General features: G+C 62.9%; 22 protein-coding genes. 11 read left to right on the top strand and 11 right to left on the bottom strand.

Annotated elements, in window-relative coordinates; translation table 11 throughout:
- Window positions 1-22: 22 nt before the first annotated feature.
- The 5 genes from H163_RS0103560 to H163_RS0103540 all read left to right on the top strand — a co-directional run bounded on the left by H163_RS0103560 (window position 23) and on the right by H163_RS0103540 (window position 2702).
- Window positions 23-451: an AtpZ/AtpI family protein gene (locus H163_RS0103560; RefSeq protein WP_019963173.1), complete on the top strand. Its 429-nt coding sequence runs from the start codon at window positions 23-25 to the stop codon at window positions 449-451.
- 76 nt (window positions 452-527) lie between these two features.
- Window positions 528-1277, top strand: coding sequence for a F0F1 ATP synthase subunit A (locus H163_RS0103555; protein WP_019963172.1), 750 nt, complete (start codon window positions 528-530; stop codon window positions 1275-1277).
- Between the two features lie 69 nt (window positions 1278-1346).
- The gene (locus H163_RS0103550; RefSeq protein ID WP_019963171.1) at window positions 1347-1574 is read left to right on the top strand and encodes a F0F1 ATP synthase subunit C; all 228 of its coding nucleotides are present in this window, start codon (window positions 1347-1349) and stop codon (window positions 1572-1574) included.
- A gap of 79 nt (window positions 1575-1653) precedes the next feature.
- Entirely contained in the window at window positions 1654-2211 is a 558-nt protein-coding gene (locus H163_RS0103545; protein WP_019963170.1) for a F0F1 ATP synthase subunit B, read from the top strand.
- Between the two features lie 11 nt (window positions 2212-2222).
- Window positions 2223-2702, top strand: a complete 480-nt coding sequence (locus H163_RS0103540; RefSeq protein WP_019963169.1) for a F0F1 ATP synthase subunit B family protein — start codon at window positions 2223-2225, stop codon at window positions 2700-2702.
- Window positions 2703-2771: 69 nt separating this feature from the next.
- Here H163_RS0103540 and H163_RS0103535 read toward each other — a convergent pair whose 3' ends face one another.
- The gene (locus H163_RS0103535; protein ID WP_026355405.1) at window positions 2772-3422 is read right to left on the bottom strand and encodes a ribonuclease HII; all 651 of its coding nucleotides are present in this window, start codon (window positions 3420-3422) and stop codon (window positions 2772-2774) included.
- Between the two features lie 60 nt (window positions 3423-3482).
- Window positions 3483-4607: a PA0069 family radical SAM protein gene (locus H163_RS0103530; protein ID WP_019963167.1), complete on the bottom strand. Its 1125-nt coding sequence runs from the start codon at window positions 4605-4607 to the stop codon at window positions 3483-3485.
- Between the two features lie 106 nt (window positions 4608-4713).
- Between H163_RS0103530 and H163_RS0103525 the strand changes: the two genes are divergently transcribed.
- Window positions 4714-5400 carry a glycosyltransferase gene (locus tag H163_RS0103525; protein ID WP_019963166.1) on the top strand — a complete coding sequence of 229 codons (687 nt, stop codon included), beginning with the start codon at window positions 4714-4716 and terminating at the stop codon, window positions 5398-5400.
- 121 nt (window positions 5401-5521) lie between these two features.
- Window positions 5522-6295, top strand: coding sequence for a DUF4344 domain-containing metallopeptidase (locus H163_RS22115; RefSeq protein ID WP_019963165.1), 774 nt, complete (start codon window positions 5522-5524; stop codon window positions 6293-6295).
- Between the two features lie 45 nt (window positions 6296-6340).
- Here H163_RS22115 and H163_RS0103515 read toward each other — a convergent pair whose 3' ends face one another.
- Window positions 6341-7363 (bottom strand): AraC family transcriptional regulator, encoded by a 1023-nt coding sequence (locus H163_RS0103515; RefSeq protein ID WP_026355404.1) that lies wholly within the window; start codon window positions 7361-7363, stop codon window positions 6341-6343.
- A 284-nt stretch (window positions 7364-7647) separates the two neighbouring features.
- Here H163_RS0103515 and H163_RS22110 point away from each other — a divergent pair, with 284 nt between their 5' ends.
- The gene (locus H163_RS22110) at window positions 7648-8148 is read left to right on the top strand and encodes a cupin domain-containing protein (RefSeq protein ID WP_019963163.1); all 501 of its coding nucleotides are present in this window, start codon (window positions 7648-7650) and stop codon (window positions 8146-8148) included.
- An 83-nt stretch (window positions 8149-8231) separates the two neighbouring features.
- Window positions 8232-9701, top strand: coding sequence for a flavin-containing monooxygenase (locus tag H163_RS0103505; RefSeq protein WP_019963162.1), 1470 nt, complete (start codon window positions 8232-8234; stop codon window positions 9699-9701).
- Between the two features lie 13 nt (window positions 9702-9714).
- On the opposite strand, the gene moaB is transcribed toward H163_RS0103505, so the two are convergent.
- Window positions 9715-10272, bottom strand: a complete 558-nt coding sequence (gene moaB / locus H163_RS0103500) for a molybdenum cofactor biosynthesis protein B (RefSeq protein ID WP_019963161.1) — start codon at window positions 10270-10272, stop codon at window positions 9715-9717.
- A 229-nt stretch (window positions 10273-10501) separates the two neighbouring features.
- Between moaB and H163_RS0103495 the strand changes: the two genes are divergently transcribed.
- Complete coding sequence (locus H163_RS0103495; RefSeq protein WP_019963160.1) at window positions 10502-11713, top strand: aminotransferase-like domain-containing protein; 1212 nt, start codon at window positions 10502-10504, stop codon at window positions 11711-11713.
- Window positions 11714-11781: 68 nt separating this feature from the next.
- Here the strand turns inward: H163_RS0103495 and H163_RS0103490 are convergent, their stop codons facing one another.
- Window positions 11782-12213 (bottom strand): hypothetical protein, encoded by a 432-nt coding sequence (locus tag H163_RS0103490; protein WP_019963159.1) that lies wholly within the window; start codon window positions 12211-12213, stop codon window positions 11782-11784.
- Window positions 12206-12448 (bottom strand): type II toxin-antitoxin system Phd/YefM family antitoxin, encoded by a 243-nt coding sequence (locus H163_RS0103485; RefSeq protein ID WP_019963158.1) that lies wholly within the window; start codon window positions 12446-12448, stop codon window positions 12206-12208. Before H163_RS0103485 ends, H163_RS0103490 begins: the two co-directional genes overlap by 8 nt.
- Before the next feature lie 164 nt (window positions 12449-12612).
- Here H163_RS0103485 and H163_RS0103480 point away from each other — a divergent pair, with 164 nt between their 5' ends.
- Window positions 12613-12903, top strand: a complete 291-nt coding sequence (locus tag H163_RS0103480) for a GIY-YIG nuclease family protein (protein ID WP_019963157.1) — start codon at window positions 12613-12615, stop codon at window positions 12901-12903.
- Window positions 12904-13329: 426 nt separating this feature from the next.
- On the opposite strand, the gene H163_RS0103475 is transcribed toward H163_RS0103480, so the two are convergent.
- From H163_RS0103475 to ileS, 5 genes are all read right to left on the bottom strand, one after another.
- Window positions 13330-14667, bottom strand: coding sequence for a M16 family metallopeptidase (locus H163_RS0103475; RefSeq protein WP_019963156.1), 1338 nt, complete (start codon window positions 14665-14667; stop codon window positions 13330-13332).
- 29 nt (window positions 14668-14696) lie between these two features.
- The gene (locus tag H163_RS22105; RefSeq protein ID WP_019963155.1) at window positions 14697-16109 is read right to left on the bottom strand and encodes a M16 family metallopeptidase; all 1413 of its coding nucleotides are present in this window, start codon (window positions 16107-16109) and stop codon (window positions 14697-14699) included.
- A 180-nt stretch (window positions 16110-16289) separates the two neighbouring features.
- Window positions 16290-17024 carry a hypothetical protein gene (locus H163_RS0103465; RefSeq protein ID WP_208975299.1) on the bottom strand — a complete coding sequence of 245 codons (735 nt, stop codon included), beginning with the start codon at window positions 17022-17024 and terminating at the stop codon, window positions 16290-16292.
- A 77-nt stretch (window positions 17025-17101) separates the two neighbouring features.
- A complete protein-coding gene (gene lspA / locus H163_RS0103460; RefSeq protein ID WP_019963153.1) occupies window positions 17102-17596 on the bottom strand; it encodes a signal peptidase II in 495 nt (164 codons plus the stop codon).
- A 98-nt stretch (window positions 17597-17694) separates the two neighbouring features.
- Entirely contained in the window at window positions 17695-20673 is a 2979-nt protein-coding gene (gene ileS, locus H163_RS0103455) for an isoleucine--tRNA ligase (protein WP_019963152.1), read from the bottom strand.
- Window positions 20674-21124: the final 451 nt, after the last annotated feature.

The raw sequence follows: 21124 nt of genomic DNA, 5'->3' as shown, positions 1-21124 counted from the left end.
CTTTGTTGGATGTGAGGGACCTATGGACCGTTCGCCGCAACAAGGGGATGCCAAAGAAGGATCCTCTGAAATTTCCGAAGCTGACCTGTCGTCTCGACGGGAGAAGCTCAATCAGCTGCTGGAAGAGCGCCGCCAAAGCGAAATACGCGCAGAGGCAAAGGCGAACCGCAGTTCGACGGCCGGCATGGCACAGGCGATGAAGCTCTCTTCGGAGTTCATTGCCGGGATCGTGGCGGGTGGCATGATTGGCTTGCTCCTGGATCAGTGGCTGGGAACGATGCCCATCGGGCTTGTCGTTTTCATTCTGCTGGGGTTCGGTGCGGGGATTCTCAATGTGCTCAGGTCGGCCGGAGTGGTGCCTGAGCAGGGGGAAGCCTGGCGCAAGCCGGTCACACCGGGTGGAAAAGATGAAGATTCTGACGAGTCTTCGCAGGATTCTCCCCGAAAGTGACTTGACGTGACGGCGGTGCGACGACTAAGAGCCCGCGCAAACAGCGCTTTGTGAACGATAGAACGAAGGTTGACCGGTGGCGAACGATCCGATCCATCAGTTTCATATCAAGACGCTCGTCCCGATTGAGGTCGGCGGTATCGATCTGTCCTTCACCAATTCCGCCCTGTTTATGGTGGTGACGGTCATTACCGCTGCGGCGTTCCTGATTTTCTCGTCTTCCAGCCGCGGCCTGATCCCGTCCCGCTGGCAGTCCATGGCAGAGCTGAGCTACGAGTTTGTGGCCGGGATGCTGCGCAATGGCGCCGGGACGGAAGGCATGCGCTTCTTCCCGCTGGTGTTCTCGCTGTTCATGTTCGTGCTGGTCGCGAACCTGCTCGGCATGTTCCCGTATTTCTACACGATCACCAGCCAGATCATCGTGACCTTCGCCCTGGCGCTGCTCGTGATCCTGACGGTCACGATCTACGGCTTCGCCCGTCACGGCCTGCACTTCCTGCACCTCTTCGTTCCGGCCGGTGTGCCGGGCGCTCTGGTGCCGCTTGTTGCGCCGATCGAAGTGATCTCGTTCCTCTCCCGCCCGATCAGCCTCTCGGTTCGTCTTTTCGCGAACATGCTGGCGGGCCATATCACCCTCAAGGTGTTCGCCGGGTTCGTTGTCAGCATGAGCGCCATGGGTGCAGCTGGCATGTTCGGGGCCGTCCTCCCGCTCGGGATGACGGTGGCGCTGACGGCACTGGAGTTCCTCGTTGCGTTCCTGCAGGCGTATGTGTTCACGCTGCTGACCTGCATGTACCTCAACGACGCCCTTCATCCGTCTCACTAAACTCACCAACTCATGTGGCCGCAAAGGCCGCCTGACAACGCTGACAAACGTCAATTAGGAGCACGTGTCATGGAAGCAGAAGCAGCAAAGTTCATTGGCGCTGGTATCGCCGCTCTCGGCATGGGCCTCGTCGCCCTGGCTCTGGGTAACATCTTCTCCAACTTCCTGTCGGGCGCCCTGCGCAACCCGTCCGCTGCTGATGGCCAGTTCGGCCGTCTGGTGTTCGGCTTCGCCGTGACCGAAGCTCTGGGCATCTTCTCGCTGCTGATCGCCCTTCTGCTCCTGTTCGCCGTCTAATCGTCCCTAACGGCGTATTGGAACGAATGAGACCGGGGGCGGCGCACCTGCGCCGCCTTCCCGGTATCCGGAGGCGATAATGGCAGGCGAAACCCATACTACTGTGGACGGGCAGGTTATCCTGGACGTTCCGGCATCAGAACACGGGGCAGGTTTCCCGCCGTTCGACCCGACCCATTTTGTCTCGCAGCTGTTCTGGCTGTTCGTCACCTTCCTGGTCTTCTACTGGATCATGAAGAACGTGGCTCTGCCGCGTATCGCTGGCATTCTCGAGGACCGTCATGACCGCATCGCGGGCGACCTGTCGGAAGCCGAGCGCCTGAAGCGGGAGACCGACGAAGCCATTGCCGCTTACGAGCAGGCCCTGTCCGAAGCCCGTGCCCGTGCACGCGGCATTGCACAGGACACCCGTGAAAAGCTCAAGGCTGAGACGGATGCACGCCGCGCCACCGCCGAGCAGGGCCTTGCGGCCAAGCTGGCAGAGGCCGATGCGCATATCTCGTCCATCAAGGACAAGGCTCTGGCCCAGGTTGGTGAAATCGCCAGCGAGACATCTTCCGCCCTGGTGGAAGCTCTGATCGGCGTGGCTCCGGCCAAGGCTGAAGCAGACGCTGCCGTTCAGTCTGCGGCGAAGTAAGGAGACCGGTCATGGATGCATCATTCTGGGCACTGGTCGGCCTGATCCTGTTCTTTGTCCTGATCGCCTGGCTCGGTATTCCGGCCAAGATCACGGCAGCGCTTGACAGCCGCGCAACCAAGATCCGCACGGATCTGGAAGAGGCCCGCAAGCTTCGTGAAGAAGCCCAGGCGCTTCTCGCCGACTATCAGCGCCGCCGTCATGAAGCGGAAGCGGAAGCTGAAGCAATCGTGGCTGAGGCCCGTGCAGAGGCAGAGCAGCTGACGCTGGAGACCACCCGGTCTCTGGAAGAGCTGATTGCCCGGCGCACCAAGTCTGCCGAAGACAAGATTGCCCAGGCCGAAGCCCATGCCATCGCGGAAGTGAAGGCAAAGGCTGCTGATCTGGCGGTCGCCGCTGCTGAAAGCATGCTGGTGGCCAAGGTGACGGGTTCCGTTGCCGAGGGCCTGACGGCCAAGAGCATCGAGCAGGTCAAGGCTGGCCTCAACTGAAGCCTGCCGGATCACTGATCTCATGAAAGCGGCCCCTGCGGGCCGCTTTTTTGTTGGGTAAGGTGAAGCTCAGTCCCGCACGGCTGCAGCCACGGGCCGGAATGACATGCGGTGCAGGGGGCAGGGGCCGAGCGCCGTCAGGGCGGCGGCATGGGCAGGCACGCCATAGCCCTTGTGCACGGCAAAGCCATAGCCGGGAAAAAGCCCGTCCGCCCGTTCCATCATCCGGTCACGGGTGACCTTGGCGACGATGGACGCCGCAGCAATGGCAAGGCACCGCCCGTCGCCCTTGATCAGCGGCTGCCCGTCCACCCCGAGCCCCGGCGGCACATCGCGGCCATCCACCAGGACATAGCCAGCTTTCCGGGAGAGGCCCGCCACGGCCCGGCGCATGGCGTCCAGCGTTGCGGCACGGATGTTCATCCGGTCGATTGTGGCGGCCGAACTGCTGGCAACGCTGACGAAAGCCGTGGAACAGATCTCGTCATAGAGGGCATTGCGCCGGCTCTCGGTGAGCTTCTTGGAATCGTTGAGCCCCACCGGAAGGTTTGAGTAGTCGAGGATCACGGCAGCGGTGACGACCGGTCCGGCCCACGGTCCGCGCCCGGCTTCGTCCACGCCGCAAAGTGCGCCGCCGAGGCCTGCGGCATGTCCGGCTTCAAGTGCGGCGTCCAGCGTGTCGCCGAATCGCAGATCAAAAAGGGAGGGGGCCTTGCTCATGAAGCGGATCGTGATGATTCCCGGCGGCAATGCAAGAGCAAGGACCTGTCCCGTAGCAGATCAGAACAGGGAGAGCTGCACGCCGCCTACCTGCGGCGGGGTGAAAAGCTCCGTGTTCAGCTTCTTGCGCCGCTGGTTCAGCCCCAGCCGCTTGCAGGCGAGGCTGAAGCGCTGGCCGATCTGCTGGGCATAGGGGCCGAGCCCGCGCATCCGCTGTCCCCATTCGGCGTCATAGTCCTTGCCGCCGCGCATCGACCGCAGGATGTTCATCACATGGCGGTAGCGGTCCGGCCGGTTGCGCAGCAGCCAGTCGCGGAACAGCTCGGATACTTCCAGCGGCAGGCGCAGCAGAATGTAACCGGCCTCGGTGGCGCCATGCTCTGCGGCGGCTTCCAGCAGTGCCTCGATCTCGCTGTCCGTAAGGGCCGGGATCACTGGCGCCATCATCACGGAAGCGGGAATGCCGGCTTCCGACAGGCCCATCAGCGCCGCAAGACGCCGGTGCGGGGCGCTGGCGCGGGGCTCCAGCGTGCGCACCAGGTCCTTGTCGAGCGAGGTGATGGACAGCGCCACCTTGGCCAGCCCCTTCTCCGCCATGCGCGACAGGATGTCCGCATCGCGCAGCACCAGCGCCGACTTGGTGACGATGGCGACCGGGTGATTGTAGGTCTCCAGAACCGTCAGGATCTCCCGCATCAGCTTGTAGCGCCGCTCGATGGGCTGGTAGGGGTCCGTGTTGGTGCCGATGGCGATGGTGCGCACCTGATAGCCGGGCCGTGCCAGTTCCCGCTCCAGCAGTTCCGCAGCATTGGGCTTCGCAAAGAGCCGTGTCTCGAAGTCAAGGCCGGGGGAAAGGCCCATGAAGGCGTGACTGGGCCGGGCAAAGCAGTAGATGCAGCCATGCTCGCAGCCCCGGTAGGGGTTGATCGAGCGGTCGAAGGAAATGTCGGGCGAGGAATTGCGCGTGATGATGGTGCGGGCCTTCTCTTCCTGCACCGTGGTCTTCAGCGGCGGCAGATCGTCCGGCGTCTCCCAGCCGTCATCAAAGCCTTCGCGCTGCTGGCGCTCGAAGCGGCCGGGCATGTTGAGCGCAGCCCCGCGGCCGCGCCGCAGATCCTCATCGAGGCGCAATGCGGCCATGGCAGCTTCCCGGGTGTCCTGTTCCGTCTGATCAATCCGCGCCATGCTTCAGCGACTCTCCAATGAGAACATAACTAGAACATTAGCTGAAAATGCAAGCCGGGCAAGGCCTCTCTCGCCAGACCCCCGAAAAGGCGCTACAACCCGTTTCATGATCAGTGTTGTCCTTGCCACACATGACAATGAAGCCCAGCTGGCGCATGCGCTGACGGCCCTTGTGCCGGGCGCGGCGGATGGCCTCGTGCGCGAGGTTCTGGTTGTGGATGGCGGCTCGTCCGATGCCACGCACCAGGTGGCGGATGCGGCCGGTTGCGAGTTCGAGGTGCTGGCGAAGGGGGAGGGCGCACGTTTCGCGCACGGAGCGGCGCTGGCGCGCAAATCGCCCTGGCTGCTGTTTCTCAATGCCTCCACCGTGCTGGAACACGGCTGGCATCAGGATGTACAGACGTTCATCGAGCGGGTGGAGCGCTCCGGTCAGGCGAACCGCTGCGCGGCTGCTTTCCGGCTGAAGCTGGATGCCTTCGGCTTCGGGGCGCGTCTGTCCGAGTTCGGCGCGATGCTCCGCAGCCGGATGCTGGCGATGCCGAACGCGGATCAGGGGCTGCTGATTTCACGCAGGTTCTACGAGGAACTGGGCGGCCATCGGGATCTGGCCGGGATGGCGGATTTCGATCTGGTCCGCCGCATTGGCCGCAGCCGCATCCGTCTGCTGCGCAGCAGCGCGATTGCCGGGATGCCTGGCGGGGAGACGCGGATGGGACTTCGCCGCTCTGCTGCCCGCATGGCCGTTGCCGCGCTGCGCGTGCCGCCTGCACTGGCGGCGCGTCTGCACGGCTGACCGGGAAGTTTCTGCGCGCCCGAGGTGCCCGGTGCCGTCAGGCTGCTGTGGCCCTGCCGGGAAGCGGATATGTGATTGACGGGAATGTGGCACCAGCTCAACGCCGGAGTTCTATGCTCGAATGAGGCTCATTGCATTTGCGCTCGCCTTTGCTCTCGGCTTGGCTGCAGCACGCGGAGATGAGGCGCGCGACAGCTTCATCCAGTCCAACATCATTTCAACGCTTTATCACGAGTTCGGCCATGCCCTTGTGGATGTGCTGAAGCTGCCGGTTCTGGGACGCGAGGAAGATGCGGCGGACGCTCTGGCCACGCTGCTGATCCATCAGCTGTGGGAAGAGGATGCGGCGGTCACGATCGTCTATGATACGGCCTATGCCTACAGTCTGGCCCATGACGAGGCGGAGCGGGAAGGCGATGGGCCGGTCTATCACGGCCAGCACGGAACGGACCTTCAGCGCTACTACATGCTTGTCTGCCATTTCTACGGCGCCAATCCGGATGAGCGCGCCGAAGTGGCACGGGAGCTGGAACTGCCCGAGGAGCGGATGGAGGACTGTCCCGATGAATGGGAGCTGATGGCTTCCTCCTGGGGCAAGGCGCTTGATGCCATCGAGAAGAAATCCGGGAAGAAAGGCAAGCTGGTGCTCGTGCCCGGAAAGGGCGGCGAGCCGGCCCGCTCGCTGGTTGCGTCGGAAATCAAGGATCTCAACGCACTGTTCAGCCTGCCGGTGACGGTGCAGGTGCGGATCGAGGACTGCGGTGAGGCCAATGCCTTTTACTACCCGGGCGACAAGGCGATTGTCGTCTGCACCGAATATGCCGAGGATCTGGGCCGCATGTGGGACGAAGCCCCTGATGAGACACAGGACGAAACAGCCGGCACCGGGGAGTGACGGCGGCGCTCCCTGGCACGCGTTTCTCGCTGCTGGCGCAGCTTTTCAACTGGTGCTTTTGCGCAGTGCCCGCAGGGTTTCAGCGGGTGTCTCGCCGAACAGGTCCCGGTAGGCACCAGCGGCCCGTCCGGCATGCTGCAGCCCGCAGGCCTGCATCAGCGTGGTGATATTGGCCGTTCCATCCCTGCGGCCGCGCGCGGCCATCAGGTGCTGGCGCAGCATGCTGAGCCGCCGCTCCTGAAGCGCCTGCGATATCGTCTGGCCCCGCTCGGCCTGAAAGGCGAGCTGCAAGGCGCGCAGGCTGTAGCCGCAGGCGCTGGCAAGCTCAGAGAAGTCAATAGGATCTGCCAGATGGGCATCGATGTAGTCGAGCGCCCGGGCGACCTTGTGCCCGGCGCCCGCGATGTCCTGAGGCGTGGCGCAAAGCCTGTCCCGTGCCGTGCCTGCATGGGTCCACAGCAGCGCATGGGTGGTGGACCAGCCCAGCCGGTTCAGCGCGTCTGCTCCTGCCGGATCACCGCGGGGGATCTGGTCAGCCAGCCGGGCCAGCGCAAGGATTTGCGCCCCCAGCGTCCGCCCCGGCTCGCTGTCGAGCCGCAGCTGCGGATCAAAGACGATTTCCTGCGCCTCACTCTCCGTCAGCGCGGCGAATATGTCCTCCACCGCCTGCCGCTCCAGCTTCAGGATCACCTGCCCGCAGCTGGCCTTCCAGCGCATCAGACTGGGCCGGGTGGGGGAGAGAACGGAGGCAGCGCGTGCGGCCCCGGTTGTGACCGTCTGGCTGCCGATGCGCACTTCCGCGCCACTGGTCAGCGGGATCTGCACCAGAAAGAACCGCTCCAGGCAGCCCGGATCAATCTCCACCTCGCCGCCATAGGCAACATAGTTGATGGAGCCGCCGGAAAAGGCGCGGCTGTTGTGGCAGGCGAAGAAGTCACGGCCATGATCGCGCGGACGCAGGTGATGGGAGCAGAAAATCCGCCCGACCTCCTCCGCCGCCTGATCCACGTCCTGCGTCGCCACCCGGGCGTGGCCGGAGAGTGGCATCTGGATCGCTTGCATCTGCATGGCTTGCACCAGCGTTCTCTGGCCCGTCCCCTCGGCTTTTTTCGCTCATTGCTGGACCAGTCAGTACAAATGCTAACACCGGAGAGCCGGCGAAGGAAAGTGGTAAACGGCGGTTTTTCGCGCAGCGCATGGAGCCTTTCGCCCAGCGGATAGACGGGAGGGGGCAGAAGCGCGTCTCGTAGGGGCAGGCCGGAGACAGGCACGGGGCAGGACCCCGTTACAAGTGCCGCCCGGCCCTGAGGAGAACTGCGCGCCCGCAACGGGCCAGGACGGAGAGAACCAGCATGAAGACCGCCATTGCGAACATGGTTCAGGTGAACACGGAACCCGGCATCACCCGCGCCGGAAACGGCCTGGACGACGTGGAGTGGAGCATTCTCGGCCATACCTACTGGATGAAATCCGAGGGTGAGGCCTGTTTCTCCTTTGAAACGCTGGACCCACCCGGCACCTTCGTGCCGCCGCATGTCCATCCGACGCAGGATGAATTCATCTATGTGCTGGAAGGCCGTTTCGATCTTTATCTGGGCGGCGAGCACCATGTTGCCAATGCGGGCGATGTGGTGCGCATGCCGATGGGCATTCCGCACGGCTATTACAATCTGACTGACAAGCCCACCCGCGCCATCTTCTGGGTGTCGCCTGCCCGGCGCCTGCGCGAGCTCTTCGACAATCTGCACAATGTGGGTGATCCGGCTGAAGTGGTGCGCCGCTCAGCCCTGAGAGAGGTTCACTTCCTGCGCCCGGATGAAATGACCTTCGATCCGCTGACCCTGAAGATCTGACGGCCCCCGGCCAACGGGAAAAATCAGGCGTCCGGTGCGGCCGGAGCAGTCCGGCCCGCCGTGCGGGACAGGAGATTTCGATCATGACCAAACGCAAACAGGTCTGCGTCATTGGCGCGGGCGTGAGCGGGCTTGCCGCCGCGCATGCCTTTCAGGAGCAGGGGCATGCGGTGACAGTGCTGGAGCGCAGCCACGAGCTTGGCGGCGTCTGGGCGCCGCACCGTTCCTATCCGGGCATCCGCACCCAGAGCCCGAAGGATCTTTACCGCTACACCGATGCTGCCATGCCGGAGGCCTATCCGGAGTGGCCATCCGGGGCGCAGGTCCATGCCTATCTGGACAGCTATGCCAGAGAGAAGGCGCTGCTGCCGCTGATCCGGTTCAACACCAGCGTCACCGGTCTGTCCCGGCGGGATGGCGGCGGCTGGTGGGTAGAAACAGCGGAGGGCCGCACCGGCTTTGATTTCGTCACCATCGCCAGCGGCGTCTTCAGCGACCGCAACGAGCTGGTCCATCCGGGCATGGATGAATTCAGGGCAGGCGGCGGGCAGATCCTGCACTCCAGCGAGTACACCGACCCGGCATTGGTGAAAGGCCGCAAGGTGGTGATCCTCGGCTTCTCAAAGTCGGCAACCGACGTCGCGGTCAATGCTGTGCAGCAGGGGGCGGCATCGGTCACCATCGTCTATCTGGAGCCGGTCTGGCGGGTGCCCTATCACTTTGCCGGGCTGATCAACTTCAAGCGCATCCTCTATTGCCGCGCTTCGGAGGGCATGTTCCCCGGCTGGGAAATGTCCTGGGGCGAAAAGCTGCGCCATGCGCTGACGAAGCCGCTGGTCTGGGCCAACTGGCGGGCGCTGGAAAGCCTGCTGACCCTGCAGTTCGGGCTGAAGAAGCTCGGCATGCGGCCAAAGCAGCCGATCGAGAACGGCATTGCCTGCGGCCTGTCTCTGGCAACGGAAGGCTTCTACCCGATGCTGAAGGACGGGCGGATCAAGGCCATTCAGGGCACGATTGCGGGATATGAGCCGGGAACGGTGATCCTGTCGACAGGAGACCGGTTGCCGGCGGATGTTGCCCTTCTGGCCGTTGGCTGGAAGATGGGCGTGCCCTTCCTGCCGCAAGAGGTGCGGCAGAAGCTGGTGGAGCCGGACGGGCAGTACAGGCTGTACCGGCTGGCGGTGAACCCGGATGTGCCTGATCTGGGCTTTGCCGGTTTCAACTCTTCCTTCGCCACAGTTCTGACCAGCGATATGGTGGCCCGCTGGCTGGTGCGCTACGCCGATGGCAAGCTGGCTCATCAGCCCTCAGGCAGTGAGATGAACGGCTGGATAGACCGGCATCTGGAATGGCGCAGAACCGTGCGCCCTGCGGCAAAAGGCTATGGCGGTCTATGCTCTGCGCCTTATCACTTCCGCCATCTCGATGATCTGCTGGCGGACATGGGGGCAGTGCAGCGCAGGCGGGCCAACCCGCTGGCGGAAACATTTCTGCCACCGGACGCTGATGCCTATCGCAGCCATTTGGCCACCGTTCCGGCCTACAGTCTGTAAGCTTGAGGCGCCGTCAGGCCTGCTGCAGCATGCCGCGCTTCAGATGCTCATCGAGGCGCGGCATGATCTCCACGAAGTTGCAGGGCATGTGGCGGTAGTCGAGCTGCCACTTGAGAATGCCGTCCCAGGCATCCTTGCAGGCGCCCGGTGAGCCCGGCAGAACGAAGATATAGGTCGCGCCCGCAACGCCCGCCGTCGCCCGTGACTGCACGGTCGAGGTGCCGATCTTCTCATAGGAGATGCGGTGGAAGACATAGGAAAAGCCCTCCATCCGCTTCTCGAACAGGGGCTCAAGGGCCTCCGGCGTCACGTCACGCCCGGTGAAGCCTGTGCCGCCGGTGGTGATCACCACATCCACGGTGCTGTCCGAAATCCAGCCGCGCACGGCCTCCCGGATCTGTTCCGCGTCATCGGGGACGATGCGCCGGTCCGCCAGTGTGTGGCCAGCGCCCGCAATCCGCTCCGCCAGCACCGTGCCCGAGCGGTCATCCTCCAGCTGCCGCGTGTCCGAAACGGTCAGCACCGCAATGCGCAGGGGGATGAAGGGGCGGCTGTCGTCTATGCGGCTCATGGCTCGGTCCTTGCGGGTTGGCATGGGCAGAGAGATAGGGGTTCCGCTGCCATGATGCCAGCGGTGTCTCGAACAGGCACCGTATCAACAAAATTGCGTCAGCGGGACATGAGAAGAATTTTTGCTGCTTATAGGTAAGCAATATTGACGTTTTTGAACACCTGTGGTTCTGTCTCTGAATCAGACGGGCCGGATTCCAAGGCCCGCAGAACGCCGGGAAGAGACCCCCATGCTGGACTGGGAACATGTGTTCGCGACGCGCTCGAAACGGATGCGCGCTTCGGAAATCCGTGAACTTTTGAAACTGCTTGACCGCCCCGACATCATTTCCTTCGCAGGCGGCATTCCTGACCCGGCTCTCTTCCCCAAGGACGTATTTGCTGAAAGCTATGCCCGTGTGCTGACCAGCGAAGGCGCAAACACGGCGCTGCAATATTCGGTCAGCGAGGGCAATCTGGCCCTGCGCAAGTGGCTGGTGGGCTACATGGCTAGCCTCGGCATCACCTGCCAGGTGGAAAACATCATCATCACCTCCGGCTCCCAGCAGGGGCTGGATTATCTCGGCAAGCTGCTGCTTTCGCCGGGTGACACAGCGCTGGTCAACTGGCCGACCTATCTGGGCGCACTGCAGGCCTTCAACGCCTACGAACCGCATTATGACCGCCTGATCCCGCTCGGCAACCGCCCGGCGGAGGACTTCGTCAAGGCGGCGCAGGAGCGGGGCGGCGCGGTGAAATTCGCTTATGCTTCCGCTGATTTCGCCAACCCCACGGGCGAGACGCTGGACCGGCAGACGCGCGAGCGCATCCTGGATCTGGCAGGTGAGCTGGACATTCCGGTGATCGAGGACGCCGCCTACCAATCGCTGCGCTATGACGGCGAGCCGGTGCCGCCGATGCTGGCGCTGGACATTGCCCGCTGCGGTCATATCGATGCCGCGCGCACCCTCTATTGCGGCAGCTTCTCCAAGACGCTGTCCCCCGGCCTGCGCGTGGGCTGGATCTGCGCGGCCGCCCCCGTCATCAGCCGTCTGGTGCTGATGAAGCAGGCGGCGGACCTCAACACCTCCACCATCAACCAGATGGTTCTGGCCGATGTGGCTGAGCGTTACTTCGACACGCAGGTGGCCACGATCCGCAAGGCCTATCAGGCCCGCCGAGACTGCATGCTGGATGCGCTCAGCCGTCACATGCCGCAGGGGTGCAGCTGGTCACGCCCGGATGGCGGCATGTTTGTCTGGGTCACCTTGCCCGAGGGGCTGGACGGCGCGGGCCTGCTCGCCCGTTCGCTGGAAACGGTCAAGGTCGCCTTCGTGCCCGGCAAAGCCTTCTTTGCCGATGGCTCCGGCGCCAACACCCTGCGCCTCAGCTTCTCCTGCGCCAACGAGGCGATGATCGAGGAAGGCATCTCCCGCCTCGGCAAGCTGATTTCGGAAGCTTGAGGGCTCAGGCCATTGTATTGGAAGAAAGGGCGGTCTGCGGGCCGCCTTTTTTATTGCAGGAACGGCGATTAGCGGCGGTTGATGGTTCTTGCCCGCCGGCCCCGGATTGCTGCTGCCAGCGCACTTTGCAGGATTTTGGTGAAGCTACGGCTGAAGGCGCCAAGCCGGGCGCGTGGTTCGAAGTAGTAGGAGTGCTCGGGCAGATCGGCGTTAAACTCGTCGCAGATCACCCAGAGCCGTATCTGTTCGTCCAGACCGGCGCGCTTGCGCTCAATTTCGGGAACCTCGACACATGAGCGTTCCGCTGGTGGCTGCTGCGAAGTGACCGGTAGCAGGATCACTTCCGTCTGGCCGTGGTGCTTGCGCAAAGCCAGCGCAACAGCGCAAGGGCGGCTTTTCCGCCCCTCTTCCTCGCCCCGTTCTGCCTGCCATGCCCAGAGATAGGGGTAGTCCCAAAGATCTCCGGGCTCGGGCAGCGGAGGAGCAGGGCGCTCAGTCATCCTTCATGCTGTCCGCAAGGGCTGTGAGCAGTTCGCTGGCTTCGCTGTCGGACAGCGAAGACACGTGAACGGCCCGGCGCGTGCCGTGCGGCGACGTCAAGCGTTCGTATTCTTCTGCTGACAGCATGACGAAACGCGGTTTGCCATGCCGCTGAATGGCAACAGGCTCCTGCGCCGCTGCAGCAAGAACGTCTCCGGTCTTGTTGGCCAGTTCCGTGGCGCTGAAGATGCGCATGCTTGGTCTCCATGCTGGATATGAAAATCACTATATTAGCTAAAATGGGTGTTTTCAATATATCTGGTTGGGGGAGGCGGCCATGCCCTTCTGCTTGAACTGGTGCGGTCTGGATGACATGCTCTTTTTGATTGCAATTGCGCATTGGGAGTGTTCCGGAGATCATGCGCTGCTTCTGGGTCTACATCCTCGCCGGCCGCAAGAATGGGACGGTTTATACCGGCGTGACCAACGATCTGATCCGGAGACTGCATGAGCATCAGAGTGGAACCGGTTCCCGCTTCACGGCCCGGTACTCGGTTCAGCGTCTCGTCTGGTATGAGCCGCATGGAACGGCGGAGGAAGCGATTGCCCGCGAAAAGGCGATCAAGAGCTGGCCGCGAGCCTGGAAAGTCGAACTGATCGAAGCCACAAATCCCGAATGGTATGATCTTGGCCGGTTCCTGAATGCATGAGGCTGCGAGTTTGTTCGACGGGGACTGTGCCGTTGACTTGAGGGGCAATCCGCGTGGATTGGGCACGGCGTGGATGCCATGATCAAGTCATGGCATGACGAATATTTTTGAGTTTTGAGCGAGTTGATTGCTTGCAGGGGGGGGGCTTATTTTCGATTATTATGAAATAATAATTCCAGAAGTTTTATATTCACTCCGTCATGCCATGACTTGATCATGGCATCCACTCCCTTGCCTTTCTGCTTGTACTCTGCGGTTTTGGCTTGCGAGTTGAAGGTCTGCCCGTATGCACGAGGTGCTGTATGACGAAGGCCTGGAGACTTGAGCAAGTGGGGCTTGCTGAAGGTTTCTGGTATTCCCCCGAGAAAACACCAAGGGGCAGCCAGATGGCCGCCCCTTGGGCATACGTTCATCCATCGCTGAAAGTCAGCTCGCCTGCGGCCCAACCGTGACGATCAGCGGTGTCTTGCCTTCCAGAAGGCGTTTGGCGATGCGCTGGACGTCCTCGAGAGTGACGGCCTCGATCTCCGCATTGCGGCGGTCGAAATAGTCGATGCCGAGGTCTGCGAGCTTCAGGGCAACCAGCTGGGCTGCGATCTTGCCCGAAGTGTCGAAGCGCAGGGCGTAGGAGCCGGTGAGGAAGCTCTTGGCCTTGTCCAGCTCTTCCTGTGTGGGCCCCTGTTCCGCCATGCGCTTGAACTGCTCCTCAATGATGCTGATGGTCTCGTCCGCCCGGTCAGCCCGTGTTGCAGCAGATGCAACCAGAAGGGCGGAATGGTCGTCCGGAGCCAGATCAGAGCCGACACCATAGGACAGGCCGCGCTTCTCGCGCACTTCCTCGAACAGCCAGGACGTGAAGGTGCCACCGCCCAGAATGTGATTCATCACGAAGGCTGCCTGATAGTCCGGATCGTCCCGCTTCAGGCCCGGCAGGCCGATGAGGATCGTGGTCTGCGGCACGACCAGAGTGCGGGAGATGCGCTCGCCTGTCTTCGGCTCAACATCCGCAACTTCAGGCAGCTTGTGCTTTTCCGGAAGCTTGCCGAAAACCTCGTCCAAGAGCGGTGCCAGCGTCTTTGCATCAATGGCACCGACAACGCCGATGGCGAGCTTGTGGCGGGAGAGAAGCCGGCCGTGCAGGTCCTTCAGGTCAGCGGGGTTAAGCTTTTCGACCGTCTCCACCGTGCCGTCGCCGGGCTTGCCATAGGGGTGGCCGCCAAAGGCAGCATTGCGGAAGGCCTCCGAGGCGATGGCGTCAGGATCTTCCTGCTGCTGGCGCAGGCCCGCCAGGATCTGCGACTTCACCCGCTCCACCGGCTTTTCGTCAAAGCGCGGCTCGTTGATGGCAAGGCGCAGCAGATCGAAGGCTTCGTCCCGCGTGCCCGTCAGCGTGCGCAGGGTGCCGAACAGCTGGTCCTTGCCCGCGTTGAAGCGGATGGACACTGCGAGTTCTTCCAGCTTGCCCTGAAAGGCTTCGCTGTCCAGATCGCCCGCGCCTTCATCCATGGTGCTGGCCAGAAGATTGGTCAGCCCTTCCTTGCCGTCCGGGTCCTGGGCAGAACCCCCGTCGAAGGCAAAGTTCATGGAGATCATCGGCAGGGTCTCATCCTGCACCAGCCAGGCCTCGATGCCGCCGGGGCTGACCACCTTCTCGATGGTCGTGGCGCCGGCGGGCAGGGCGCCAAGCATCAGCAGGCCAATGCCTGCAACAGCCCGGGTGAAATGGGCCCGTGCAAAACGGGCAGGAGCAAAAAACTGCGTCATGCGCGTGTTTCCTCGTCTAACGGGCTGGTTCAGGACTTCTGGTCGCTGACGGCGGCATCCGGCGACTGGCCGGGGGCGGTGAGATAGCCGGTGACCGGATCCTTCAGCAGATAATCCTGCGCCACCTTCTGGATATCAGCCGGAGTGACCGCTTCGATCTGGGCGGGCCAGGTCTGCACATCCTCGATGGTCTGGCCGCTGGTCAGCGCGGCGCCGAAGAGGCGGGCGAGGGTGACCTGACTGTCCTGCGCATAAATCGCGGAGGACGTGAGCGAGTGTTTGGCCCGCGCCAGTTCCGCCTCCGTGACGCCATTCTCGGCAATGTCCCGGATCGTGCGCTCGAAGATGTCCTGCAGCCCCGTGAGCGTGCCATCGCCGCGCGGGGAGCCATAGACGATGAAGCGGGTCGTATCGAGCGAGGTGTCGAGATAATAGGCGCCGACGCCGATGGCCACCTGTTTCTCCAGAACCGCTTCCTTGTAGAGGCGGCTGGACGGGCCGCCGGTGAGAATCTGGGCCAGCAGCTCAAAGGCTTCCGGTTCGCGGTCCTTGCCGGTCGCCTGGCTTGGGACCAGCCAGCTTTCGGAGACGGACGGCTGACGGACGCGCTCGTCCTCCAGATGCACGCTGCGCTTGCCGTTCAGCGGAGGTTCGGCAGGGCGGATGCGCGGACCCGGCTCGGCCCGGCGGGGCAGCTTGCCATAGGTTTCCTCGGCCAGCTTGCGTACATCGGCCTCTTCCACATCGCCCGCCACCACCAGAACGGCATTGTTGGGCGTGTAGAAGCGGTCATAGAAGGAGATGATGGCGTCGTGATTCAGCGCCTCGATCTCGCTCTGCCAGCCGATCACCGGCGATCCGTAAGGATGGTTCACATAGGTGATGGCGGAAAGCGTCTCCTGCAGACGCGAGGAGGGATCGGCATCGACGCGCATGCGCCGCTCTTCCAGCACCACCTGCTGCTCCGGCTTGATCACTTCGTCGGTGAGGACGAGATTCTGCATCCGGTCCGCTTCCAGTTCCATCATGCGCGGCAGGTGCTCCTTGGCCACGCGCTGGAAATAGGCGGTGTAGTCGTTGCTGGTGAAGGCATTTTCCTGGCCGCCGATATCGGAGACGATCTGGGAAAAGATGCCGTCCGGATTGTCCTTCGTTCCCTTGAACATCAGGTGCTCAAGGAAGTGGGCAACACCGGACTGGCCGGCCGGCTCATCGGCGGCGCCCGTCTTGTACCAGATCATATGGGTGACCACGGGGGCGCGGTGATCGGGGATCACCACCACTTCAAGACCGTTGTCCAGCGTGAAGCTGGACAGGTTCGGCGCAATGACCGGCGGCGCTTCGGCCGCAGTCTGGGCAAGCGACAGGCCGGAGCCCAAAACAAGGCAGGACAGCGCCGTGGCAAAGAGAAGGCCGCGCCGTCTCGCAGCGGGAAGTGTCATCTTGGGGATCTCCCGGAATGGAACAGGGCGCGAATCCGGTCGCGCCGGCAGAGGAATGCGTCGCCTGCAATATAGGCGCTGGCGTGGCTCCGGTGCCTTAAATTTTCGTCATGTAGGGAAAGGGCCAAACAGAAACGGCGGCCCGTGGCCGCCGTTGAAGACAATGCATGAGAACCGTCGTCAGTAGACGCAGGTTTCCGTTGCAGTGGGGGTGCAATTCGGCTTGATGCGGCCGCCATCCATTTCCAGCTGCTTGCGGTCCTGAATCTGCTGGCGGTCGTTCGGCATCGCCAGCGGTGCGTTGCCGGCAGGCGTCGAATAGGCGATCGGCGGCTCCACCAGATAGCGGCGGACCGGCTTGCCATCGGGACCAAACAGATCCGACGTGTCGACACGCGTCAGCGGGCCCTGGCTCTGCTTCTTCATTTCAGCCGGCGTCATGCGGGCGCCGTCCATGATCTCGCCATCGCGCACATCGGCTGCGGTCTTGGCCTGGCGCTGTGCGCCGGTAATCTGCACGCCGCGCATCTGTTCGGGGGTCAGCAATTCGCCATCGCTGCCGCGTCCGGGCTGTGCATAGACAGCGCGCACATCCTGAAGCGACTTGTCTTCAGCCGTCGGCCAGTTGGCGGCTGTTTCCGTCACCGGCTTTTCAGGCTGCGGCAGCTGGTCCAGCTTGGCCGGCATGGCCAGCGGAGCGCGCGGCTTGTATTCGATCGGCTTGGCCTGCGGGTCAACCGCGCCAATGCCTTCCATGATCTTGCGGACGGCGACCTTGTCGACGGCTTCCTGCTCGCCATAGGAGTTCGTCACGCAGCCAGCCGCCAGAGCGCCGAGCATGACAGCAGATACGACACCACGCAGCCCGCCGAGGCTTACGGTCCGGGAACTTGCCAGAGAAAACTTGAACCGCACGTAACCTATCCCGTTTCCTGTGAGCGCAAGGCTGCAAGGGCGGCTTCAGGCCTGCCCGCTCGCACTCGCTGTCCCAATTATCCCGCTTTACGGCCTTTAGAACCGCCCTTTGAGGCTTTATTGGGGCTTCCTCGCCAACCGTCATACAGGAGAGCAGCCACTCCGGCAACGATTGCAGCATCCGCAATGTTGAAGACATACCACGAGAAGCTGCCGAAGTGGATGTGGAGAAAGTCGTAGACCGCGCCATAGGCGAAACGGTCAACCCCATTGCCAAGGGCGCCGCCGATGATCAGCGCCAGGCTCACTCCGGCAAACTTGCTGGTGCTGCGTACCGCCCAGACCCACAGCGCGATGGCTGCCAGAACGGTGAAGATGGCCAGAGCCCAGCGGCCCAGATCCGTCTCCTGCTGCAAGAGCCCATAGGAAATGCCACGGTTCCAGACGGTGACGAGCTCCAGAAAGGGCAACAGGTCGATGTTGCCCTGCCGGGGCAGGTCGTAGACGAACAGCAGCCAGAGTTTGCTCGCCTGATCGGCGGCAAAGATGATGGCGGCAATCACCGCCACCATCCGGCTGAGCGGCCCCCACAGCCATCTGCGGGTAAAACCTGACGGGGGAGCCACCTTACTCATGCTTCGTCCTTCACCGTTTCCAACTGAAGCAACCGTCAGGCTGCCGTGTGGGCTGCGTCCCATTCACGCAGGGCCGCGGCATCGCGCAGGGTCACGTCCGGATAGTCCGGGTCAGACCCCACCTCGGGAAGGATCTTCCACGAGCGGGCGCATTTCGTGCCCTGAGCAAGGCCCGGCACCACGGCCACGCCCTTCACGTCATCCAGCGTGAAGGCGCCTTCCGGTGCTGCCTCGCCGGTGAGCGTGAGCTGGCTGGTGATGCAGACATCCGCCATGTCGGTGCCGGCAAGGGCAGCCATCAGCTCTGCGTCGGTGACATGCACCACCGGGTGAGCTTCCAGCGACGAGCCGATGCGCTTTTCGCGGCGCTCGATTTCGAGAGCGCCGGTGACCACGCGGCGGACTTCGCGGATCTTTTCCCACTTGGCCGCCAGCGCCTCATTGCGCCAGTCTGCCGGAACGGCGGGGAACTGCTGCAGATGCACAGAGTTGTCCTCACCCGGATGACGGGCCAGCCAGCTTTCCTCCATGGTGAAGGGCAGCATCGGTGCCATCCAGGTGACGAGGCAGGTGAACAGCTGCTCCACCACCTGCAGGGCAGCCTTGCGGCGTACCGAAGAGGCCGGGTCGCAGTAGAGCGTGTCCTTGCGCACGTCGAAATAGAAGGCCGACAGCTCCACCGTCATGAAGGTGAAGAGGTGGTGGAAGACCTTCTTGTAGTCGAAGTCCTCGTAGCCCTTGCGCACGAGGGCATCCAGCTCGGCGAGGCGGTGCAGCATCAGCTGCTCCAGCTCCGGCATGTCCTTGAGCGCGATTTCCTCGCCGGTGGCATGGGCCAGGGTGCCCAGCATCCAGCGCAGGGTGTTGCGCAGCTTGCGGTAGCTGTCCACCGAGGTCTTGAGGATCTCCGGCCCGATGCGCTGGTCTTCGGCATAGTCGCCGGAGGCCACCCACAGGCGCAGGATATCGGCGCCATACTGCTTGATCACGTCCTGCGGGAACACCTGATTGCCCAGGGACTTGGACATCTTGCGCCCGTCCTCGGCCATGGTGAAGCCGTGGGTCAGCACCGCGTCATAAGGTGCGTGGCCACGGGTGCCGCAGCTTTCCAGCAGGGAGGAATGGAACCAGCCGCGGTGCTGGTCCGAGCCCTCGAGATAGAGAACATAATCTTCGCCGCCATCAACCTTGCGCTTCGGGCTGAGGTCGGGGCGCTTTTCCAGGCAGAAGGCATGGGTGGAGCCGCTGTCGAACCAGACATCGAGGATGTCGTCGACCTTGACCCACTCATCGGCTTTGTAGTCAGCACCCAGGAACCGCTCCTTGGCGCCTTCTGCGAACCACACATCCGCACCTTCCGCCTTGAAGGCTTCGAAGATGCGGGCGTTGACGGCTTCGTCCTTCAGCACTTCCGCCGTGTCCTTGTGGATGAACACGGTGATCGGCACGCCCCAGGCGCGCTGGCGCGAGAGCACCCAGTCCGGGCGGCCCGCGATCATGGAACGCAGGCGGTTCTGGCCGGTTGCGGGCACGAAGCGGGTGTCGTCGATGGCCTTCAGCGCGCGGCTGCGCAGGGTGTCGCCCGGGCCTTCCAGCGTGCGGTCCATGTAGACGAACCACTGCGGCGTGTTGCGGAAGATCACCGGCTTCTTCGAGCGCCAGGAATGCGGATACTGATGCTTGAGGCGGCCAAGGCCGATCAGCGCGCCCGCTTCCTTCAGCTTCTCGATATTGGCCTTGTTGGCTGTGCCCTTTTCACCCTTGTGAGTGATAACCTGCTGGCCCTCAAAGCCCGGCGCATCCTTGGTGTAGAAGCCGTCATCGGCAACGGTGAAGGGGATGGCCGTCTCGATGCCGCGCTCTTCCAGTTCGGCGCGCTTGGCGATCCAGATCTCGAAGTCATCGGCACCGTGGCTGGGTGCGGTGTGAACGAAACCCGTACCGGCATCATCGGTGACATGATCGCCATCCAGCATCGGCACGTCGAACTGGTAGCCGCCAAGCTCCAGATCCCGGTAGGGATGGGCGCAGGTCATGGAAGCCAGTTCATCGGCGGTGACCGGCCGGACAAGCGTGAAGTCGGTGATGCGGGCGTTCTTGAAGACGTCGGCAGCCAGCTTGTCCGCAAGGATCAGCTTGTCGCCCTTCTGCACCCAGTTGTCATCCGCAAGGCCGTCCTGCGTCACCTCATAAAGGCCATAGGAGATGGCCGAGGAGTAGGAGATGGCGCGGTTGCCGGGGATGGTCCAGGGGGTCGTCGTCCAGATGACAACGGCGGCGTCCAGCAGGTCCTCGGCGGCAGCTTCATCCAGGCTGCCAGCCTCGATCACCGGGAACTTCACCCAGATCATGTCGGACTGGTAGTCGTGATACTCGATCTCGGCTTCGGCCAGCGCGGTGTTTTCCACCACGGACCACATCACCGGCTTGGAGCCGCGGTAAAGCTGGCCGGATGTGGCGAATTTCATCAGCTCGGAAGCGATCACCGCTTCGGCTTCGAAATTCATGGTCAGATACGGGTTCTCCCAGTCGCCCTCGAGGCCGAGGCGGCGGAATTCCTCGCGCTGGATGCCGACCCAGTGCTCCGCATAGCTGCGGCATTCCTGGCGGAAGGCGATCATCGCGGCGGAACTCTTCAGGTCCGGCTTCTGCTTGCCCTTGGAGCGGTAGTTCTCTTCCTCGATCTTCCACTCGATCGGCAGGCCGTGGCAGTCCCAGCCCGGAACATAGTTGCTGTCAAAACCCATCATCTGCATGGAGCGGGTGACGATGTCCTTCAGCGTCTTGTTCAGCGCGTGGCCGATGTGGATGTTGCCGTTGGCATAGGGAGGGCCATCATGCAGCAGGAACTTGCGGCGGCCGGCAGAGGCGGTGCGCAGGCGCTTGTAAAGGTCCATCGCCTTCCAGCGCGCGATGATTTCCGGCTCCTTCTGCGGCAGGCCGGCGCGCATCGGGAAATCGGTCTCGGGCAGGTTCAGCGTCGTGGAATAGTCACGGGCAGTCGTTTCGGTCATTGCATGCAATCCGCAAAAATCAGGAAGGGCAAGGCGGGCGCCTTGCAAACTGTCAGGGGAGGCGGACATTGCCGCTTCCCGTCACGAAGGGATCCCGGTCCCTCGGCGCGCCATCGCGTCAGCCGAAGGCCGGGCAGCTAATTCGTGAGATCGCGGGGCCGGAAAGGCATCCGGCAGGAAGAATGACTGTCATGGCCGATCTAGTATCAGCCCTGACAGGGCGAATAAAGCGGCAATTGCAATGGAAGGCGTTCAGCTGCGCGCGTTGGCTGTGGGCAGGGGCGAACGGCTGGTGCTGGAGTGCATTGCTTGCAAGGTAGCTTCAGACAGTCATCTTCTCTCTGGTAAAGAGGTACTCCGTCCCGTGCCTTGCTCTGATCATGCGGGGCTGAAACACAAGGTAGCCCCCCATCTGGCGGATGGGAGGCTGATAAGTGATCGCCATTTCGGG

This window comes from Pannonibacter phragmitetus DSM 14782 (genome assembly GCF_000382365.1).
In the GTDB taxonomy this organism is placed as follows: Bacteria; Pseudomonadota; Alphaproteobacteria; order Rhizobiales; family Stappiaceae; genus Pannonibacter; species Pannonibacter phragmitetus.
This window is presented reverse-complemented; position numbering and strand designations above follow the sequence as displayed.

What these genes read in the sequence shown, in the direction of transcription:
- H163_RS0103560 (WP_019963173.1), top strand. Translation starts at nt 23, where the DNA reads ATGGACCGTTCGCCGCAACAAGGGGATGCCAAAGAAGGATCCTCTGAA.
- H163_RS0103550 (WP_019963171.1), top strand. Translation starts at nt 1,347, where the DNA reads ATGGAAGCAGAAGCAGCAAAGTTCATTGGCGCTGGTATCGCCGCTCTC.
- H163_RS0103545 (WP_019963170.1), top strand. Translation starts at nt 1,654, where the DNA reads ATGGCAGGCGAAACCCATACTACTGTGGACGGGCAGGTTATCCTGGAC.
- H163_RS0103540 (WP_019963169.1), top strand. Translation starts at nt 2,223, where the DNA reads ATGGATGCATCATTCTGGGCACTGGTCGGCCTGATCCTGTTCTTTGTC.
- H163_RS0103535 (WP_026355405.1), bottom strand. Translation starts at nt 3,422, where the DNA reads ATGAGCAAGGCCCCCTCCCTTTTTGATCTGCGATTCGGCGACACGCTG.
- H163_RS0103530 (WP_019963167.1), bottom strand. Translation starts at nt 4,607, where the DNA reads ATGGCGCGGATTGATCAGACGGAACAGGACACCCGGGAAGCTGCCATG.
- H163_RS0103525 (WP_019963166.1), top strand. Translation starts at nt 4,714, where the DNA reads ATGATCAGTGTTGTCCTTGCCACACATGACAATGAAGCCCAGCTGGCG.
- H163_RS22115 (WP_019963165.1), top strand. Translation starts at nt 5,522, where the DNA reads ATGAGGCTCATTGCATTTGCGCTCGCCTTTGCTCTCGGCTTGGCTGCA.
- H163_RS0103515 (WP_026355404.1), bottom strand. Translation starts at nt 7,363, where the DNA reads ATGCAGATGCAAGCGATCCAGATGCCACTCTCCGGCCACGCCCGGGTG.
- H163_RS22110 (WP_019963163.1), top strand. Translation starts at nt 7,648, where the DNA reads ATGAAGACCGCCATTGCGAACATGGTTCAGGTGAACACGGAACCCGGC.
- H163_RS0103505 (WP_019963162.1), top strand. Translation starts at nt 8,232, where the DNA reads ATGACCAAACGCAAACAGGTCTGCGTCATTGGCGCGGGCGTGAGCGGG.
- moaB (WP_019963161.1), bottom strand. Translation starts at nt 10,272, where the DNA reads ATGAGCCGCATAGACGACAGCCGCCCCTTCATCCCCCTGCGCATTGCG.
- H163_RS0103495 (WP_019963160.1), top strand. Translation starts at nt 10,502, where the DNA reads ATGCTGGACTGGGAACATGTGTTCGCGACGCGCTCGAAACGGATGCGC.
- H163_RS0103490 (WP_019963159.1), bottom strand. Translation starts at nt 12,213, where the DNA reads ATGACTGAGCGCCCTGCTCCTCCGCTGCCCGAGCCCGGAGATCTTTGG.
- H163_RS0103485 (WP_019963158.1), bottom strand. Translation starts at nt 12,448, where the DNA reads ATGCGCATCTTCAGCGCCACGGAACTGGCCAACAAGACCGGAGACGTT.
- H163_RS0103480 (WP_019963157.1), top strand. Translation starts at nt 12,613, where the DNA reads ATGCGCTGCTTCTGGGTCTACATCCTCGCCGGCCGCAAGAATGGGACG.
- H163_RS0103475 (WP_019963156.1), bottom strand. Translation starts at nt 14,667, where the DNA reads ATGACGCAGTTTTTTGCTCCTGCCCGTTTTGCACGGGCCCATTTCACC.
- H163_RS22105 (WP_019963155.1), bottom strand. Translation starts at nt 16,109, where the DNA reads ATGACACTTCCCGCTGCGAGACGGCGCGGCCTTCTCTTTGCCACGGCG.
- lspA (WP_019963153.1), bottom strand. Translation starts at nt 17,596, where the DNA reads ATGGTGGCGGTGATTGCCGCCATCATCTTTGCCGCCGATCAGGCGAGC.
- ileS (WP_019963152.1), bottom strand. Translation starts at nt 20,673, where the DNA reads ATGACCGAAACGACTGCCCGTGACTATTCCACGACGCTGAACCTGCCC.